The sequence below is a fragment of the Actinomyces bowdenii genome (assembly GCF_017592395.1).
Classification (GTDB): domain Bacteria; phylum Actinomycetota; class Actinomycetes; order Actinomycetales; family Actinomycetaceae; genus Actinomyces; species Actinomyces bowdenii.
In genome coordinates, this window is the sequence record NZ_JAGFOU010000001.1 from 137,902 (window position 1) to 153,061 (window position 15,160).

Here is a 15,160-nt window from a genome sequence, read left to right on the forward strand (position 1 = left end):
CCGGATTCGGCCGCGCCGCCGCCCCTGCCGGGATGCGGGCGCCGCCCCGGGAGGGAAGCGGCATCCGTCTCCCACTAGACTCGGGCGGGTGAGTTCCTCCCCTCTCCCACGCGCCTCGTCCCCGGACCCGGCGGCCACTCCCGCCTCGGGAGTGGGCCTCGTCCCCCGAGGGCGCCGCTGGGACCACATCCTGACCGCCCTGGCCGGTGTCGCGCTATGCCCAGCGGCCCTGGCCCTCATCGGCATGTCCGCCTCCGCCCTGGCGCAGGGCCGCCCGGTGCATGCGGCCCTGCTGCTCCTGGCCCTCCTGGCCCTGTGCCTGCCGGCCTGCCTGTTCTTCGCGGCCCGCTCCTCGGTGGGCCTGCTGGCGGCGGGGCTGAGCGCGCTGGCGGCCCAGATCGCCATCCTGCTGGCGCCGGGACATGCGGCCACCCTCCCCGCCGCCTGGGCCCGCGCCCTGGTCTCCTGCGGCGCCGCTCTGCTGGCTGCCGGGCTGTGGCTGGGCGCGGCCTGGGGGATGCGCCTGGCCCGCCGTGGCGGGCACCTCCAGGGCCGCTCGTCCTTCCGCCTGACGCGGGCCGACAGGCAGATCGGCACGACGCCCGTGCCGCCACCGTCCCGACGGCGCGACCACCTGCTGTCCCTCCCCTGGGTGCTGGTGCCCCTGGGTGCGGCGGTCCCGCTCCTGTACCGCTCCTATGCCACCGTCAGCAGCCCGGGCGTCCCGACCGGCCCGGGCGCCTACGCCCTGGTGCTGGCGGCCCTGGTGCTGCTCATCATCGCCGCCGCCTCCACCGGCCGCTCCTCCCTGGGGGCGCGGGCGGGCGGAGCGGCCATCATCGTCCTGGCCCTTCCCGCCCTGGTGGATCCCACTCTCACCTGGTACCGCCCGCTGGCCCGGCTCGTGCCCCACGGCCCGGGGCCGGTGGTGGCCATCGCCGTCGGGCTGATGCTCCTGACGGCGGGGTGGGGCGCCCATATGGCCCGTCGTCAGGGCCGCTCCCACGAGCTCGCCGACCTGCGCTCGGGCCCGGCCCGCCTTCCGGGGCGGCCGGGCAGCCACTACGGTGAGCACACACAAGGAGGAACCCGTGAGCACTGACCACCCCCGCGGACAGGATGACACCCCGACGCCGACCACCCCTCTGACCGCTGTGGCGCCGCAGGAGAGCGGCAGCCCGGCGGGCTCGGCCCCCGCCATGCCCCAGATGCCCCAGATGCGGGGCACCGGCGACGGTGCGCCCGAGGGCGGCGCGCGGCCCGAGCCCGTGCCGCTGCCGGGGGCGCCGGTGGAGGCACGGGCCGGTGACCCCTCGGCACCGGTGGCGCGGGGGGCCGGGGATCCGGCCGGGGACGGCGGGCGCCCGGAGGCGGGAGCCCGGCCCGCGGCCGCTGCCGGTTCCCCTCCTGCCGCCCCGACGGGTGCCGGCGCGGGTCATAGGAGCGCTGATGGCGGAGCAGCGGCGCCGTCGGCTCGCGGCTGGTCAGCCGACCATGGCCATGACCATGGGCACACCGCCTCCAGGCACCTGCCCGGCGAGGAGCTCGGCATCGCGCAGCCCCTGGCCAAGTCCGACGCCCTCCTGGACCACAACCGCAGGGGCAGGGCCCATCCTCCCTACGCCCTGCGGATGCCCGAGGCCCGGGCAGCATCCCCGCTGGCCCGCAGCGAGTCCCCGCATCAGGCTCCCGGTGTGCCCGAGACCCCCAGCGTCCCGCGGGCCGCTGATGTCCCGGAGGTGCCCAGCCTGCCCGAGCCCTCCACTGTCCCCCAGGCGCCCGAGGTTCCGCAGACCCCGACTCTGGACGACTCCTCCAGGGAGGATGCGGCCCCTGCGACCCCCGAGGCATCCGCGGCCCCGCCGGCCTCCCCGCAGCCGCAGGAGGCCGGCCATGCCCCGGCCGGGCCCAGCGGGGCTCCCGCGCAGGCCCCGGAGCCTGCGGGGCCGCGCCCGGCGCCGTCCACTCAGCGTCGCGTCATCGTTGACGATATGCCCGAGGCCGAGCCGATCATGATGGATGCGGCCACGCCCGAGGAGCCCCTCGACGAGGAGGCGGCCGCGGCGGCGGAGCCCGGCCCCGGCCAGGCAGCGGCCGGCCAGCAGACGGCGAGCGGACCGGGCGCCTCAGCGCTCCCGCTGTCCGGCGCCGCCCCGGGAGCAGCCGGCAGCCGGGAGTCAGCGGGCGAGCCGGCCTCGCACCAGGCGCGGCCCGAGACTGAGCCTGCCGGTTCCCAGGAGCCCTCGGCGCCCGGCGCCGCAGCGCGCCCTGCCGGCGCGGTGGCCGCTCAGCCGCCCGTCGCGGGCCCTGGCGCCGGGTCTGCCCCGGATGCCGATTCGCCGGCGCCTCTCTCGCCGGGTGCGGGCTCGACGGCGGAGGCCTCCGAGGCCGGGCCGGCCGTGGAGCCGGCTGAGACGCCCGTCGTCGACCCGGTGGTGGGGGCCGAGGAGGCCGTGGCCGCCGAGCCCGTCTCCCCCCGCGCGGGCGCGGCAGGCCCCGAGGCTCCCCTGGAGCCCCTGGCCCCCGCCGCCGAGCCATCCGCGGCCCGGGCCTCCTCCGCTTCGTCGATGGAGCCGGCCTCAGGCCCGGTCACCGCATCAGCCACCGCATCAGCACCAGCCACTGCACCCGAGCCGCTCACCCGGGCTCCCGGTGCCCGGGCGGGCGAGGGACCGCTGGCTCCTGAGGCGCCAGCGGCTCAGGCCGACCCCGATCAGCCGGCGCAGCCGCTTCCCACCCCTGCGGCGCAGGCGGTGCGGCGCGAGCCCTCGCAGGCCGCTGAGCCCGCAGCGCCCATTGAGCCCATTGACCCCATTGAGCCCGCAGCGCCCATCGAGCCCATTGAGCCCGCTGCGGCGCCGCTGCGCCACCCCCGGGAGGAGGCCCCCTTGGACGACGGGGAGGGCATCGTGCCCGCCTCGCCCCCCGAGGCCCCAGCCGCCCTCCAGGAGGTGCAGGCCCCCTCCGAGCCCGAGGAGGCCTCCCCCGAGGTGCGGCCGGGGGCCCAGCAGGGGCGTGGCTCGGATCCCGAGCCGATGACCGCCTCCCCCCGGAGTGCCGATGAGCGGGACATCCTCCTGGAGGGGGCCACCTCCTCCCTCTCGCGGCCTCAGAGGCGCACGGCCTCCCACTGGGCGGGGGTGCTGCTGGCTCTCGTCCTGCTCCCGGTGGCCTGGTTCCTGGTCAACGACGGCGCAGCCGCCCTGACCGGTGGGGATGCCACGGCATGGCCCGCCACGGCCTCGCCGCGAGGGGCCCTGGAGCTGGGGGCGGGCGCGCTGCTCCTGTGCCTGGCGCTGCTCATGGCGCGCCGCTCCTCCCTGGGCACCCTCGTCCTGGGCGGGATCAGCCTGCTCATCGGCCTGCCCTTCATCGTGGCGCCCGGGTCCGTGGCATCCCTGCTCGGTCCCACGGTGGAGCGCCTCCAGGCGCACTCCGAGCTGGGCGAGGCGCTGGCCACGTACGCCATGGCCGATGGGCTGACGGGGCGCTTGGCCCTCATGGGCCTGCTGATCATCATGGTGGGCCTGGTCGCGCACACCTCCCGCCGGGCCGGGCGTCAGGAGCAGGCGGCGCAGGACCGGCACGAGGGCGATGGGGACCCGGCGGGCCCCCGCCGCCCCCTCGACCGCAGATCATGAGCAGCGCCTCACCCCCGGCAGCGGGCCGGAGGCGGGAGGGGCGATGAGATGCGCATGAGCACCGTCGGCGACGCCGCCCGCGACGCCGTTCCGATCATCATCGGCTACATCACCCTGGGGCTGGCAGCGGGCATGCTGCTGGCGGCCGCCGGCCTGTCCTGGTGGTGGGCGCCGATCTGGAGCCTGCTCATCTACTCGGGCACCATGCAGATGCTCCTGGTCCCCCTGGCGGCGGCGGGGCAGCCGCTGGCCGCGATCGCGCTGTCCACGTGCTTCGTCTCGGGCCGCCATGTCTTCTACGGCCTGGGCTTCCCCCTGGAGCGGCTGCGCGGCGGCCCGCTGCGGCGGCTCTACGGCGTCCATGCGATCACCGACGAGGTCTACGCGCTGCTGGCGGCCAGGGACCGCCGGGTCATGAGCGGGCGCTACCTGCTGTCGGTGGAGGCCATCAGCCATGCCTCCTGGGTGGTGGGCACGACGGCGGGGGCGCTGGCGGGCACGGGGCTGGCGGCCCTGCTGGGTGAGCGCGTCGAGCTGCTCGGCTTCGTCCTGACCTCCCTGTTCGTGGTGCTGGCCATCGAGAACTGGCGGCACCACCCCGATGCCGCCGTCGTCTGCCTGGCCCTGGTCGCCAGCGCGACCGGGCTGGCGGTGGGCGGCTCGGCGATCCTCCTCACCGCTCTGCTGGCCCTGGCGCTGGGCCTGGTAGGGCTCTTCGCCCTGCGCTCCAGGCACCGGTTGCAGGAGGAGCCTGAGGAGGGGGCATGCTGAGCGACCCGCAGATCGCCGTGGCGGTGGCCGTCGTCGCCCTCATCACCTTCGCCTGCCGCATCCTGCCCTTCGCGCTGCTGCGCGGCCGTCGGCGCAGCCCCTTGCTGGAGTTCCTGTCCCACGCCATGCCCCTGGGGGTCATGGTCGTGCTGGTGGCCTACACCCTGAGCGGGGTGAGCGCCGCGCCGGCCAGCTGGGCTCCCGCCGTCTGCGGCATTGGGGCGACGGCGGGCCTGCACCTGTGGCGGGGCTCGATCGCCCTATCGCTCATCGGCGGCACCGGGGCCTATGTGGCTCTCAGCCTCCTGCTGGCCTGAGCCGGGGCGCTCGATGCGACCTCCCGCCCCAGGCGCGCCGCCGGTGGCGGGAGGCGATGGGACCGCGCCCACCGCCTCCGAGGGCCGGCGGTAGACTGCGCCGATGCCTGTCACTGCCAACCGCCCGGGCCCCTGGGCCCACCGCGATCTGACCGCCGGGGGGACCCGGTTCCATGTCGCCCTGGCGGGCGCGGAACCGGCCCTGGACGACGGAGCTGCCCTGATCCTGCTCATCCACGGCTTCCCCGAGTGCTGGTGGACCTGGCGCAGCGTCATCCCGGCGCTCTCCCAGGCGGGGCACCGGGTGGTGGCCCTGGACCTGCGGGGGTTCGGCGGCTCGGACCGCCCGCCCTCGGGCTACGACCTGGCCTCACTGGCGCACGACGCCGCGGGGGTCGTGCGCTCCCTGGGCGGGGAGCGGGCCGTCGTGGTGGGGGCGGGGCTGGGAGGCCAGGTGGCCTGGGCGCTGCCGGGGGTCGCCCCGCATCTGGTCTCGGCCATCGTCCCGGTGGGGGCGCCCCACCCGCTGGCCATGCGCTCCCTGCGGGGCCGGCTGCTCTCGGGGTCAGCGATGCAGTACCTCGGGCTCCAGATCCCCGGGATCGCGGAGAAGCGCCTGCGCCATCGCGGCAGTCTGGACAGGCTCCTGCGCGCCTGGGCGGGCCCCCACACGCGCGAGGTCCTGGCCCAGCCCGCCGCCTACTACGCCGACCTCCTGGCGCGCCCCGGTGCTGCGCGCTCAGCCCTGGAGCCGCTGCGCCGTCCGCGCCTGTCCCGGGCCGAGGCCGCCGCCCTGGCCAGGCCAGTGGGGGTCCCGGTGCTCTCGGTGCAGGGAGAGCTCGATCCCGTCCAGCCCGCCCAGGCCTACGCGCGCGACACCCACCGGGTCAAGGAGCGCCTGCACCAGGTGACGATCCGGGGCGTGGGCCACTTCCCCCAGGAGGAGGCCCCCGCCGACCTGGTCTCGGCGCTCCTGCCCTTCCTGGAGGAGCACGCCCGCCCCCGGTAGGGGCGCGCGTGCCGGGCCGCTCCTGTCAGAGGCCCGCCTGCGGGCAGAGCCCCGCGGTGAGCAGGGAGCACTCCCCGCAGCGCGGGGCCCGGGCGGTGCACACCGCCCGGCCGTGCTCGATGAGCCGGTGGCAGCCGTCGGTCCACCGCTGGGGCTCCCACAGGGCCGCGATGTCCCTCTCCACGCGCAGCGGGTCCTTCGCAGTGGTCCACCCCAGGCGCCGCGAGAGCCGCCCCACATGGGTGTCCACGGTGATGGCCGGCACGCCGAAGGCGTTGCCCAGCACCACATTGGCGGTCTTGCGCCCCACCCCGGGCAGGGCCACCAGCTCCTCGCGCGAGCGGGGCACCTCGCCCCCGAAGCGCTCGGTCAGCGCCGCGCCGATCCCCAGCAGGTGCCCGGTCTTGGCGCGCTGGAAGCCCAGGGGGCGCAGGATCTCCTCCAGGTCCTCGCGCCGGGCGCCTGCGAGCGCGGCGGCGTCGGGGTAGCGGGCGAAGAGGGCGGGCGTGACAGTGTTGACCCGGGCATCAGTCGTCTGGGCGGAGAGCACGGTGGCGATGAGCAGCTGGAAGGGGCTGCTGTGGATGAGCGCGCAGTGGGCGTCGGGGTGGAGCAGGGCGAGCTCGTCGTCCACGGCGGCCGCGCGCTGCGGTCCGCTCATGGCGCGGGCCGCGGGTGCCGGCGCCTCCGCCAGCGCCTCGACGACCGGCACGGCACCGTCGGCACCGTCGGCACCTGCGCGCCCGGCGGCGCCCGCCGGCTTCTTGGGGCTCACCCGAACGCCTCCCTCGCAGCATGCTCACACCCGGCCCCAGCCACCTGCCCGTGCGGCCCGGTTCGGGCCTCGGCGGGCAGTGGGGACCGGCTGGTCCCGGCCGTCGTCGACCGAGGACATGCTCTGGGATCACACGTCGGATAACAAGCCCTTCGAGCCTTTGACACGCGACACAGGAGGGTTACAATGCACGACGGCGTGCCTTGGGTCACAAGACCGTGGCAGGATAGACGTTGAGGGCTCCCGCACGCGGGACGCCAGCCCTACCAGAACACCAGGAGGACCTCCGTGGAAGACACCATCATCTCCAGGATCCCGCTCTTCGAGGGCTTGAACCCGGAGGAGCAGGAGGAACTGCGCGCCATGATGACGCAGACGACGCTGCGCCGTGGCGAGACTCTTTTCAATGAGGGCGACCCGGGCGACCGGCTCTACATCCTGCTCTCGGGCAAGGTCAAGCTGGGCCACGCCAGCCCCGACGGCCGGGAGAACCTGCTGGCCGTCCTGGGCCCCGGCGAGATCGTCGGCGAGCTGACCCTGTTCGACCCGGGCCCGCGCTCCACCACCGCCACCGCCGTGGCCCCCACCGAGATGCTCACCCTGGACCACAACCAGCTCATGGCCTACGTGGAGTCCCACCCCCAGCTGGCCAAGGACATGCTGCGCGCCCTGGCACAGCGCCTGCGCCGCACCAACACCGCCCTGGCCGACCTGGTCTTCTCCGACGTCCCGGGCCGCGTGGCCAAGGCGCTGCTCGACCTGGCCGACCGCTTCGGCTCGCCCACCGAGGACGGCGTCCACGTGCCCCACGACCTCACCCAGGAGGAGCTCGCCCAGCTGGTGGGCGCCTCCCGTGAGACGGTGAACAAGTCGCTGGCCGAGTTCGTCTCCCGCGGCTGGATCCGCCTGGAGGGGCGCGCCGTCACCCTGCTCGACGTCGACCGCCTGCGCCGCCGGGCCCGCTGAGCGGGCCGGCGCCAAGGGGCCCGGCCCCAGGGCCGCGCCCCGGGTCCCGCCGCAGGCGCCCCTGCGCCCATGCGGCATCGTCACGACGTCGGGCGGGCGGTCTGCGCGCTCGGCGCACCCCGGCGACGGCGGCCCCGCGGCACGCCGTCCCCCTGGGGCGGGGCGGGAGGCGCCCCGCCCCGGGACGCCCCTGAGGGGCACTCCTCAGGGGCGCTGTCAGGACAGGGGGCGCTTGAGGTAGGCCACCAGGTTCTCCGAGCCGGTGGGGCCGGGAACGACCTGGACGAGCTCCCAGCCCTCAGCGCCCCATTGGTCGAGGATCTGCTTCGTGGCGTGGGTGAGGAGGGGGACGGTGACGTATTCCCATGTCGTGGCTGCCATGGCCCCAGCCTAGGGTCGCCCGCCCGCGGCCGGAAGCCCGCACCCGGCGCATGAGACGCGCTCCGCACGGCCGCCGACACCGCGCAGCGGCGCCCGCCGCCCGAACCGGGAGCCGGGGCTCAGGAGGCGCAGCGCACCCGCGCCAGGATGCGGGGGGCCCGGCGGGCGTGGATCTCCGCCACGAGCTCATCGTCCTCCCGCTCCAGCCACACGCCCCAGTCCTCGACCTCGGGGAAGCGGCGCAGCAGGGCGCGGCGCTCGCGCTCGGTCAGCCCGCCCCAGACGCCGAAGCTCGACTCCGAGTTGAGCGCCTCGGCCAGGCACTCCATGCGCACCGGACAGGCGAAGCACACCGAGCGCGCGTCGCGCTGCTCGGCGCCCTTCCCGAAGAGGTAGTCCGGCTGGACAGTCGCGCAAGCGGCCTGTGCTGCCCAGGTCTGGTCGTTTGCTGCCATGAGTCTCTCCCCTAAGACGAACGACAGGTGCCGATGTCGGCCGCGTCACAGCCGTTACCGTATGGCAACCGAACGTCACATGCCAAATCCCTGGCGAATTCCTGTCATGCATCAGACATCTCACCTCTGGGACCCTGCGGCACCTGCGCTCATGCACCCTGCGTGCCCGCACATCCGACCACACCCACCGGCATTCCCCGCATGGGGAGCCCTCTCCGGCCGTTCTCTGTCAGCGAGCCCGACGGCGCGCGGCCACCGCCTTCCCGCCCCGCACCCCACGCTCCTCCTAGGCTCTTCTCAGCCCATGGGAGGGACTCGCCACACCACCGCCTGGGGATTCCACGTAGTCTGGGGGCATGTCGACATCCTCCGCCCGCGGGCGCTCCCTGAGCCCGGCCCAGGTCGTCTCGATGCTCCTGGTCTTCCTCCTGCTCTCCACGGCCGGGGGCATCCTCTCCGCTGGCTTCGCGGCGCCCTTCGTGGGGGTCACCACCGCCCTGACCAACGCCTCCACCCAGCTCTTCGAGGAGCTGCCCAGCGACTTCAACATCCAGGAGCCCAGCGAGGTCTCCGTCATCAAGGCGGCGGACGGCACCGACATCGCCGAGTTCTACGCGGAGAACCGGATCGTGGTGCCCCTGGACCAGATCTCCATCAACATGCAGAACGCGATCGTGGCGGTGGAGGACCAGCGCTTCTACCAGCACAAGGGCGTCGACCCCACCGGCATGGTGCGGGCCCTGGTCTCCAACACCCAGTCCGACAGCCGTCAGGGGGGCTCGACCCTCACCCAGCAGTACGTGCGCAACGTGCTGGTGGAGGCCGGGCTCCAGGAGGACGACCCCGCCGCCATCCAGGCGGCCACGGAGAGCACGATCCCCCGCAAGCTGCGCGAGGTGAAGTACTCCCTGACCCTGGAGCAGAAGTACTCCAAGCAGCAGATCCTGGAGGGCTACCTCAACATCGCGCCCTTCAGCCCCTCCACCTACGGGGTGGAGGCCTCCGCCCAGCACTACTTCTCCCACTCCGCCGCGGAGATGACGGTGGCGGAGGCCGCTCTCATGGCGGGGGTGACCAACGCCCCCAGCGCCTTCGACCCGGTGGCCTACCCGGAGTACGCCAAGAACCGGATGGACTGGGTGCTGTCCAAGATGCTGGAGGAGAAGTTCATCACCCAGGAGCAGTACGACGAGGGCGTGGCCACGCAGATCGCCGACATGCTCAACGTCAAGCCCGAGGAGGAGGCCGGCTGTGGCGCCGCGGGCAATGCCGCCTACTTCTGCACCTATGTGGTCAACGAGATCCTGGGCTCCGAGCTCTACGGCGAGGACATCGCCGAGCGCCGCCAGCTGCTGGTGCGCGGGGGCCTGACCATCACCACCACCCTGGACCTGTACAAGCAGAACAAGGCCCAGGAGGCCATCGAGAGCGTCGTGCCCACCGGGGACCCCTCGGGGGCCAACACCGCGGTGGTCTCGGTGGAGCCGGGCACCGGCAAGATCATCGCCATGGCGCAGAACACGAAGTACGCCGCGGTCGAGAGCGTCGATGGCACCGAGGTGGTCCTGGCCGCCGATGCCAGGCACGGCGGCGCGGAGTCGGAGTCCGGGACCAGCGGCTTCCAGCCCGGCTCGACCTTCAAGGCCTTCATCCTGGCCCAGTGGTTCCAGGAGGGCCGCTCCGCCAGCCAGTCCCTCAACACCCGGCCGCGCACCTTCCCCGCCGGCTCCTGGAATATCTCCTGCGCCCCCGAGCTGGCCGACAGCTGGGCGCCGCAGAACGTGGACAAGAGCCTGGACGGCACCCACACCGTCACCGACTCCACGAAGCAGTCCATCAACGTGGGCTACGCCCAGATGCTCAACGAGATGGACATCTGCAAGGTGACGGACCTCGCGGCTTCCATGGGAGTGGCCAAGAATGATGGCAGCCCGCTGGAGCCCCGCCCCTCCATCGTGCTGGGCTCCCAGGAGGTGCCTCCGCTGAACATGGCCAACGCCTTCGCCACCTTCGCCGCCCACGGCGTGTACTGCAAGCCGGTGGCCATCAACTCGGTGACCGACACCAATGGCACGGAGATGGCCGTGCCCAGCGCGGACTGCAAGGAGGTGATGAGTCCCGCGGCCGCCGACCAGACGGCCCAGACCCTGACCTCCACCACCCAATCGGGCGGAACGGCCAAGGACGCCCAGATCGGGAGGCCTGTGGCCGGCAAGACCGGCACCACGGATGACAACGACAATGTGTGGTTCGTGGGCTTCACCCCGCAGCTGTCCACCGCCACCTGGGTGGGGCACGCCAACGGCTACCGCTCGCTGAACAACCAGGTCATCGGCGGCCAGTTCTACGGCACGATCTACGGCTCCCACCTGGCGGTGCCGATCTGGAGGAACTACATGGGCCCGGCACTGGAGGGCGAGCCCGTGGAGAGCTTCACCCCCGCGGGCTCGGGCGGCGGCGGCCGCAGCGGCAACTGAGCGGGCCGCCATGCCTCGCTCCCTGGCCAGGGCCGCTCTGGGCGCCCTGGGTACGACTGCCGCCCTGGGCTCGGCCGTGCTGGCCTACAGCCTCATCGAGGCCCGCCGCCCCGTGCTGCGCCGGATCGACGTCCCGGTCCTGGCGAGCGGGGAGGAGCCCCTGACCATCCTGCACCTGTCCGACCTGCACCTGACCGACCGCACCGAGTGGCTGGTGGAGTGGGTCCGCGACCTGGCGGGGCAGCGCCCCGACGTCGTGATCAACACCGGCGACAACCTCTCCCTGGCCTCGGGCCTGGAGCCGCTGCGCCGCGCGCTGGAGCCCTTCCTGGATCTTCCGGGCGCCTTCGTCATGGGGGACCACGACTACCGCTCCACGGTGTTCAAGCTGCCCTCGCGCTACCTGCTGCGAGACCCGCGCACGGCGAACGATCCCGATCGGGAGGCGCGCATCGAGGCGCTGCCCTGGGAGGAGGTGCGCGACCTGCAGGCCTGCGGCGGGTGGGCGGACCTGACGAACAGGCGGGACTTCCTGGCGGTGCGAGGCCGGCGCATCGAGCTGGTGGGGGTCGATGATCCCCATGCAGACCGGGATCGGTTCCCCGATGCCCAGCCCGTGCAGGCCGGCTCCCTGGCCGCGGCGCTGCCCTCGGTGCGGGATGCCTCGGAGCGCACGCTGCGCCTGGGCCTGCTGCACGCCCCCTACCGGCGGGTGCTGGATGCGATGGTGGTCGACGGCGTCGACCTCGCCCTGGCGGGGCACACCCACGGGGGGCAGCTATGCGTTCCGGGCTATGGGGCGCTGGTGACCAACTGCGATCTGGACACCGGGCGCGCCTCCGGCCTGTCCCGGTGGCCCGATGGCGCTGGGGCGCCCGGCAGCGGACGGGCTCCCGCCGGGATGGCGGACGACGGCGCGGCGGCCGGGCAGCCGGGAATGTTCCTGCACGTCTCGGCGGGCCTGGGCACGAGCCCCTTCACGCCGGTGCGCATCGCCTGCCCGCCCCAGGCGGCGCTGCTGACCCTGCGCCCGGCCTGAGCCCGGGATCCCGAGCGGTCGTGCCGAGGAGCCGGGCAATGGGCGGAGGCTCTCGGGGTCACCGGGCCCGGTCCCCTGGGCACTTCGCTCCGTCTCGTGCGTGACCTGGTCCGCGGCATGCCAGTGGTGGCCGTCCTCCTAGGAGGGGCGTCCCACACCAGTCCCACTGCGCGGTCCTCGTCGTCGAGGCCGGGTTCGTGGTCCTCCGCCCGCTCGGCTCGGGGGCGCGCGCACGAGTCCCGAGGCCGGCGCATCACCGGCGCCTGGCGTGGTAGAACACTGCCACCCCCCGGACCGCCGCGCCCAAGCGGTCGCATCCCATGACCAGGAGGTCGCCATACCGCCGACTGCCGCTACTGACCCATCCCCTGAGCATGCGGACCTGCTCCTGGAGCCTATTCCGCCTAAGCGGGCGACCGCGCTGACGCACAAGCGCATGCTGCGCCTGACAGCGAAGGAGCTACCGACGATGGGCCTCAGCCTGGCCGCACTCCTGGAGCTCGCGCGCCCACCAGCCGGAGGGCAGGGCGTCTACCGCGTCGTCTTCCCGCAGGGCGTCTCCGGCAGCCTGGCCGCCGCGAAGGACAGGAGCGGCTTTCTCGGCACTATTCTGGGGGCACTGGAATCTCTGGGCAGGCCCGTCTGCTTCCCGTGAGAGTCAATCCGATGATGCTCGCAGTCACGCTCTCGCTCGCCGCCGTCACCCAACAGCTCAACAGGATCGAGCAGACCCAGGAGAGCATTCTCTCCTTCCTCCAGCAGGACAAGGAGTCTCAGGCACGTGGCGACCTGTATCTGCTGGGCGATCTCACCCGCGGCCTTGCCCACGAGCTCGGCAACACGGAGTACCGGATAGCAGCCTTGACCCAGACCCTGCAGATCAAGAGGCGCGCCGTTGGGAATACCCATCTCTACCGCAAGCGGATCGTCGCCTCGATGGACAAGCACGCGCGGGCCAGAACCGGGTGGGGCGTGGCGGAGACGCTGAAGGCGATCGAGCCCGAGTTCACCAGTTACCGCCTCGCCCTTCAGCTCTATACGCACGCGACGTTCCTCGAAGCGGTCCTGGGCAGCACTCACGACCCTGCCTACCTGGAGGAGAAGAAGAAGGACATCAGGGAGCGGGACTTCTATTACCGCGACCTGTACACGCAGTGCTCGGAGGAGCTCGAGAGGAATAAGGCCCGCACGATTGATGCGCACCTCAGACGAGGCGCCGCCAAGGCGAGCACGAAGATCGGGAGCGCTACCGGAAAGGCACCGATTCTATCGCGAGGCCCCGCAGATGAGGCACTCATCGAAGTGGGCCGACGGCTGGACCGCAGCGATGAGGCCTCCCGGATCAGAACTGTTCAGCGCTTCGCCGAGCACAAGGAGGCGCAGATCAAGCCGTTCGTCGATGGCATCGACTCCGTCCGCCGGTTCACGAACGAGCCCGTCGCCCTCCTGGTCAGCGGCAAGGGCGTCTTCCTGGACACGCGCGACGACGAGGACACCAAGATCTGAGACCACGTCTTCAACCGTCACGGACGCCGGCCACCTCGCCCCGGTCAACACCACCAGGGATCCGCATGTCACCCGGCCACCTGCGATCCACGGAGGTGGCCGGGACGGTGATGACCAGGGCGGTCACCGCCTCGTGGTAGCCGGCCTTGGGACGACCAGTGCTGGGCGCCGCCCGGCCCGCCCACCTCCGATGGCCGGTCGGGCGCAGCCCTCCCTATCCCACCGGTCCGCGGGGTAGGCCGCCAGGGCGCTCAACTCCACGCCTGCGACTCCCAGTCCGCGAGCTCGGCGCGGTAGGACTCATCCAATGGGTTCGCAGCCATCGCAACCTTGAGGTCGACGAAGCGCAGCTCACGCTCAGCCAAGGCTCGCGCGCCATCCCCGGTACTGGCCTGCACCTTGATCGTCGTCGCGCCAGGCGCAGCAGCAGCGTGTCCAGCGGGGGCACTGATCGCCATACCTCCTCGGCTGCACTTCCCTACCGAGTCAGGACGGCCCCAACATGGTGGCCCGACGGTCCCGCCCCTACGACGCGCGGGCCCGAGGGCTCAACGAGCCAGGGCCACGCGCCAGATATGCCTGATCACGACGAACACCAGTGCTGGCAGTCCGACGATCAGCGCGGCATAGACCTTGAGGATGAAGAGGAAGATCGGAATGAGCCAGATGAAAAGCACCAGGACAAGATTCGACCCCCATGCCGTATGGAGGGTGGAGAAAGGCCGGAAAAAGCGCAGCGCCCGCCAGCCGAAGGGGAAGCCGGCCCCCAGGCAGGCGAAGATCAGGTAGAACTGGGGCTCCGCGAAGGACCTGGTGAGAGCGTAGAAGCAGGCCGCCCCCGCCACGGCGCCCAGAAGCAGCAGCCCCACATCGATGGCGATCCTCTCAGTGATCTCCGAGGGCAGCACCCGCTGGCCGGGAGCCTCGATGATCGGCGCTGACTGCTGGATGAATACCACTGGTTGTGAATCCGGGACCGGTGGCTGATGGACCTGGGATCCCGGCGGCAGGTTGGGATCGAAATGTGCGGGGTCGGGAGCGGGGCCGCTAAGGAAAGTCATGGTGCGCAGTATAGACATGGATTCGGCAGGTGGAGTGGGCATTTCGACCTGTCAACGCAGCGCAGCATGGGTAGTTCAGCCCATGGCCACAGCTCCAGCGGTGCACAAGCCGCTTCAGGCCGACCCCGCAGGGCCGAAGCCCCGGTAGACGGCCGCGAAGGCCTGGCGCAGCTTCGTCGGCGAGAGGCCGAAACTATTTTTCCGGGCCAGGTCAGTAGCGGCTGAGCCAGTGCGGAGGCCCATCGCGAGCCTCATGCCCTGTTGGTGGCGTGACCGTCCGTCCGGATGCCCGCAGCGTATCCGCGGCGATCTCCTCCATTGAGGAGACCATGGAGCGTGCCTGCCCCTCACGCCATTGAGCCCGCTGGTCCTGGAGGATATCGAGCGCATCCTCACCATGGGCGATACCAAGATCACAGATGAGCATCTGGAGGAATTCCTCCAATGCAGGGCGGAGCCTCGGGCCACCAGCCGGGATATGCAGGTCGGAGAGCTGCGGGACACGACCCTCCTCCCTGTGCACAACCATCCGACGCGGACTGTCGGCATCATCCCGGGTCATGGCGTCAGTCCAGGCATCACGATGGTCGTGGATATGAAGGTGCGCACTCGGGGTTCCCGATCGAGGGTGGCGGTTGCACTCCAGTCTCATGAGCGGCTCGTTACCCTGCACTGGAAGCAGTGCGAGCTCTCGATCATCATGAGTTCGCGGCCCATCCATCAGTCGTCGCGGAGGAATCTCACCGCATGAGACTCTGAGAG

16 protein-coding genes are annotated in these 15,160 nt (G+C 72.5%); 10 read left to right on the top strand and 6 right to left on the bottom strand.

The genetic code is table 11. The features are described 5' to 3' along the window. Positions 1–88 precede the first annotated feature (88 nt). The 5 genes from J5X07_RS00590 to J5X07_RS00610 all read left to right on the top strand — a co-directional run bounded on the left by J5X07_RS00590 (position 89) and on the right by J5X07_RS00610 (position 5,738). Positions 89–1,102 (top strand): hypothetical protein, encoded by a 1,014-nt coding sequence (locus tag J5X07_RS00590; protein ID WP_185732061.1) that lies wholly within the window; start codon positions 89–91, stop codon positions 1,100–1,102. Further along, positions 1,092–3,641 carry a hypothetical protein gene (locus J5X07_RS12760; protein WP_243896152.1) on the top strand — a complete coding sequence of 850 codons (2,550 nt, stop codon included), beginning with the start codon at positions 1,092–1,094 and terminating at the stop codon, positions 3,639–3,641. The genes J5X07_RS00590 and J5X07_RS12760 overlap by 11 nt, the downstream gene beginning before the upstream one ends. Positions 3,642–3,695: 54 nt before the next feature. After that, positions 3,696–4,412 (top strand): AzlC family ABC transporter permease, encoded by a 717-nt coding sequence (locus J5X07_RS00600; RefSeq protein WP_208478326.1) that lies wholly within the window; start codon positions 3,696–3,698, stop codon positions 4,410–4,412. Further along, positions 4,406–4,729: a branched-chain amino acid transporter permease gene (locus J5X07_RS00605; protein WP_208478327.1), complete on the top strand. Its 324-nt coding sequence runs from the start codon at positions 4,406–4,408 to the stop codon at positions 4,727–4,729. The genes J5X07_RS00600 and J5X07_RS00605 overlap by 7 nt, the downstream gene beginning before the upstream one ends. 103 nt (positions 4,730–4,832) lie before the next feature. Next, positions 4,833–5,738, top strand: a complete 906-nt coding sequence (locus J5X07_RS00610; RefSeq protein WP_124934208.1) for an alpha/beta fold hydrolase — start codon at positions 4,833–4,835, stop codon at positions 5,736–5,738. Between the two features lie 25 nt (positions 5,739–5,763). On the opposite strand, the gene nth is transcribed toward J5X07_RS00610, so the two are convergent. Then, positions 5,764–6,399 (bottom strand): endonuclease III, encoded by a 636-nt coding sequence (gene nth / locus J5X07_RS00615; protein ID WP_208478395.1) that lies wholly within the window; start codon positions 6,397–6,399, stop codon positions 5,764–5,766. Positions 6,400–6,801: 402 nt separating this feature from the next. On the opposite strand from nth, the gene J5X07_RS00620 reads away from it, so the two are divergent. Further along, positions 6,802–7,479: a Crp/Fnr family transcriptional regulator gene (locus tag J5X07_RS00620; protein WP_124934207.1), complete on the top strand. Its 678-nt coding sequence runs from the start codon at positions 6,802–6,804 to the stop codon at positions 7,477–7,479. A 216-nt stretch (positions 7,480–7,695) separates the two neighbouring features. Here the strand turns inward: J5X07_RS00620 and sp36 are convergent, their stop codons facing one another. Continuing rightward, on the bottom strand, positions 7,696–7,860 hold the full coding sequence (gene sp36, locus J5X07_RS00625; RefSeq protein WP_124934206.1) for a Sp36 family protein: 165 nt from the start codon (positions 7,858–7,860) through the stop codon (positions 7,696–7,698). Positions 7,861–7,979: 119 nt separating this feature from the next. Then, positions 7,980–8,315 carry a WhiB family transcriptional regulator gene (locus tag J5X07_RS00630; protein WP_124934205.1) on the bottom strand — a complete coding sequence of 112 codons (336 nt, stop codon included), beginning with the start codon at positions 8,313–8,315 and terminating at the stop codon, positions 7,980–7,982. 356 nt (positions 8,316–8,671) lie between these two features. Between J5X07_RS00630 and J5X07_RS00635 the strand changes: the two genes are divergently transcribed. The 4 genes from J5X07_RS00635 to J5X07_RS00650 all read left to right on the top strand — a co-directional run bounded on the left by J5X07_RS00635 (position 8,672) and on the right by J5X07_RS00650 (position 13,337). Next, entirely contained in the window at positions 8,672–10,792 is a 2,121-nt protein-coding gene (locus J5X07_RS00635) for a transglycosylase domain-containing protein (protein ID WP_124934204.1), read from the top strand. Positions 10,793–10,802: 10 nt separating this feature from the next. Beyond that, on the top strand, positions 10,803–11,831 hold the full coding sequence (locus J5X07_RS00640) for a metallophosphoesterase (RefSeq protein WP_208478328.1): 1,029 nt from the start codon (positions 10,803–10,805) through the stop codon (positions 11,829–11,831). A gap of 469 nt (positions 11,832–12,300) precedes the next feature. After that, the gene (locus tag J5X07_RS00645; protein WP_208478329.1) at positions 12,301–12,486 is read left to right on the top strand and encodes a hypothetical protein; all 186 of its coding nucleotides are present in this window, start codon (positions 12,301–12,303) and stop codon (positions 12,484–12,486) included. 11 nt (positions 12,487–12,497) lie between these two features. Then, the gene (locus tag J5X07_RS00650; RefSeq protein ID WP_208478330.1) at positions 12,498–13,337 is read left to right on the top strand and encodes a hypothetical protein; all 840 of its coding nucleotides are present in this window, start codon (positions 12,498–12,500) and stop codon (positions 13,335–13,337) included. A gap of 251 nt (positions 13,338–13,588) precedes the next feature. Here J5X07_RS00650 and J5X07_RS00655 read toward each other — a convergent pair whose 3' ends face one another. The 3 genes from J5X07_RS00655 to J5X07_RS13200 all read right to left on the bottom strand — a co-directional run bounded on the left by J5X07_RS00655 (position 13,589) and on the right by J5X07_RS13200 (position 14,641). Then, positions 13,589–13,795, bottom strand: a complete 207-nt coding sequence (locus J5X07_RS00655; protein WP_208478331.1) for a hypothetical protein — start codon at positions 13,793–13,795, stop codon at positions 13,589–13,591. 90 nt (positions 13,796–13,885) lie between these two features. Then, on the bottom strand, positions 13,886–14,398 hold the full coding sequence (locus J5X07_RS00660) for a hypothetical protein (protein WP_208478332.1): 513 nt from the start codon (positions 14,396–14,398) through the stop codon (positions 13,886–13,888). A gap of 114 nt (positions 14,399–14,512) precedes the next feature. Beyond that, complete coding sequence (locus J5X07_RS13200; RefSeq protein ID WP_279595965.1) at positions 14,513–14,641, bottom strand: hypothetical protein; 129 nt, start codon at positions 14,639–14,641, stop codon at positions 14,513–14,515. Between the last annotated feature and the right edge of the window lie 519 nt (positions 14,642–15,160).

What these genes read in the sequence shown, in the direction of transcription:
- J5X07_RS00610 (WP_124934208.1), top strand. Translation starts at nt 4,833, where the DNA reads ATGCCTGTCACTGCCAACCGCCCGGGCCCCTGGGCCCACCGCGATCTG.
- J5X07_RS00640 (WP_208478328.1), top strand. Translation starts at nt 10,803, where the DNA reads ATGCCTCGCTCCCTGGCCAGGGCCGCTCTGGGCGCCCTGGGTACGACT.
- nth (WP_208478395.1), bottom strand. Translation starts at nt 6,399, where the DNA reads ATGAGCGGACCGCAGCGCGCGGCCGCCGTGGACGACGAGCTCGCCCTG.
- J5X07_RS00655 (WP_208478331.1), bottom strand. Translation starts at nt 13,795, where the DNA reads ATGGCGATCAGTGCCCCCGCTGGACACGCTGCTGCTGCGCCTGGCGCG.
- J5X07_RS00600 (WP_208478326.1), top strand. Translation starts at nt 3,696, where the DNA reads ATGAGCACCGTCGGCGACGCCGCCCGCGACGCCGTTCCGATCATCATC.
- J5X07_RS00650 (WP_208478330.1), top strand. Translation starts at nt 12,498, where the DNA reads ATGATGCTCGCAGTCACGCTCTCGCTCGCCGCCGTCACCCAACAGCTC.
- J5X07_RS00635 (WP_124934204.1), top strand. Translation starts at nt 8,672, where the DNA reads ATGTCGACATCCTCCGCCCGCGGGCGCTCCCTGAGCCCGGCCCAGGTC.
- J5X07_RS00630 (WP_124934205.1), bottom strand. Translation starts at nt 8,315, where the DNA reads ATGGCAGCAAACGACCAGACCTGGGCAGCACAGGCCGCTTGCGCGACT.
- sp36 (WP_124934206.1), bottom strand. Translation starts at nt 7,860, where the DNA reads ATGGCAGCCACGACATGGGAATACGTCACCGTCCCCCTCCTCACCCAC.
- J5X07_RS13200 (WP_279595965.1), bottom strand. Translation starts at nt 14,641, where the DNA reads ATGGGCCTCCGCACTGGCTCAGCCGCTACTGACCTGGCCCGGAAAAAT.
- J5X07_RS00605 (WP_208478327.1), top strand. Translation starts at nt 4,406, where the DNA reads ATGCTGAGCGACCCGCAGATCGCCGTGGCGGTGGCCGTCGTCGCCCTC.
- J5X07_RS00660 (WP_208478332.1), bottom strand. Translation starts at nt 14,398, where the DNA reads ATGACTTTCCTTAGCGGCCCCGCTCCCGACCCCGCACATTTCGATCCC.
- J5X07_RS00645 (WP_208478329.1), top strand. Translation starts at nt 12,301, where the DNA reads ATGGGCCTCAGCCTGGCCGCACTCCTGGAGCTCGCGCGCCCACCAGCC.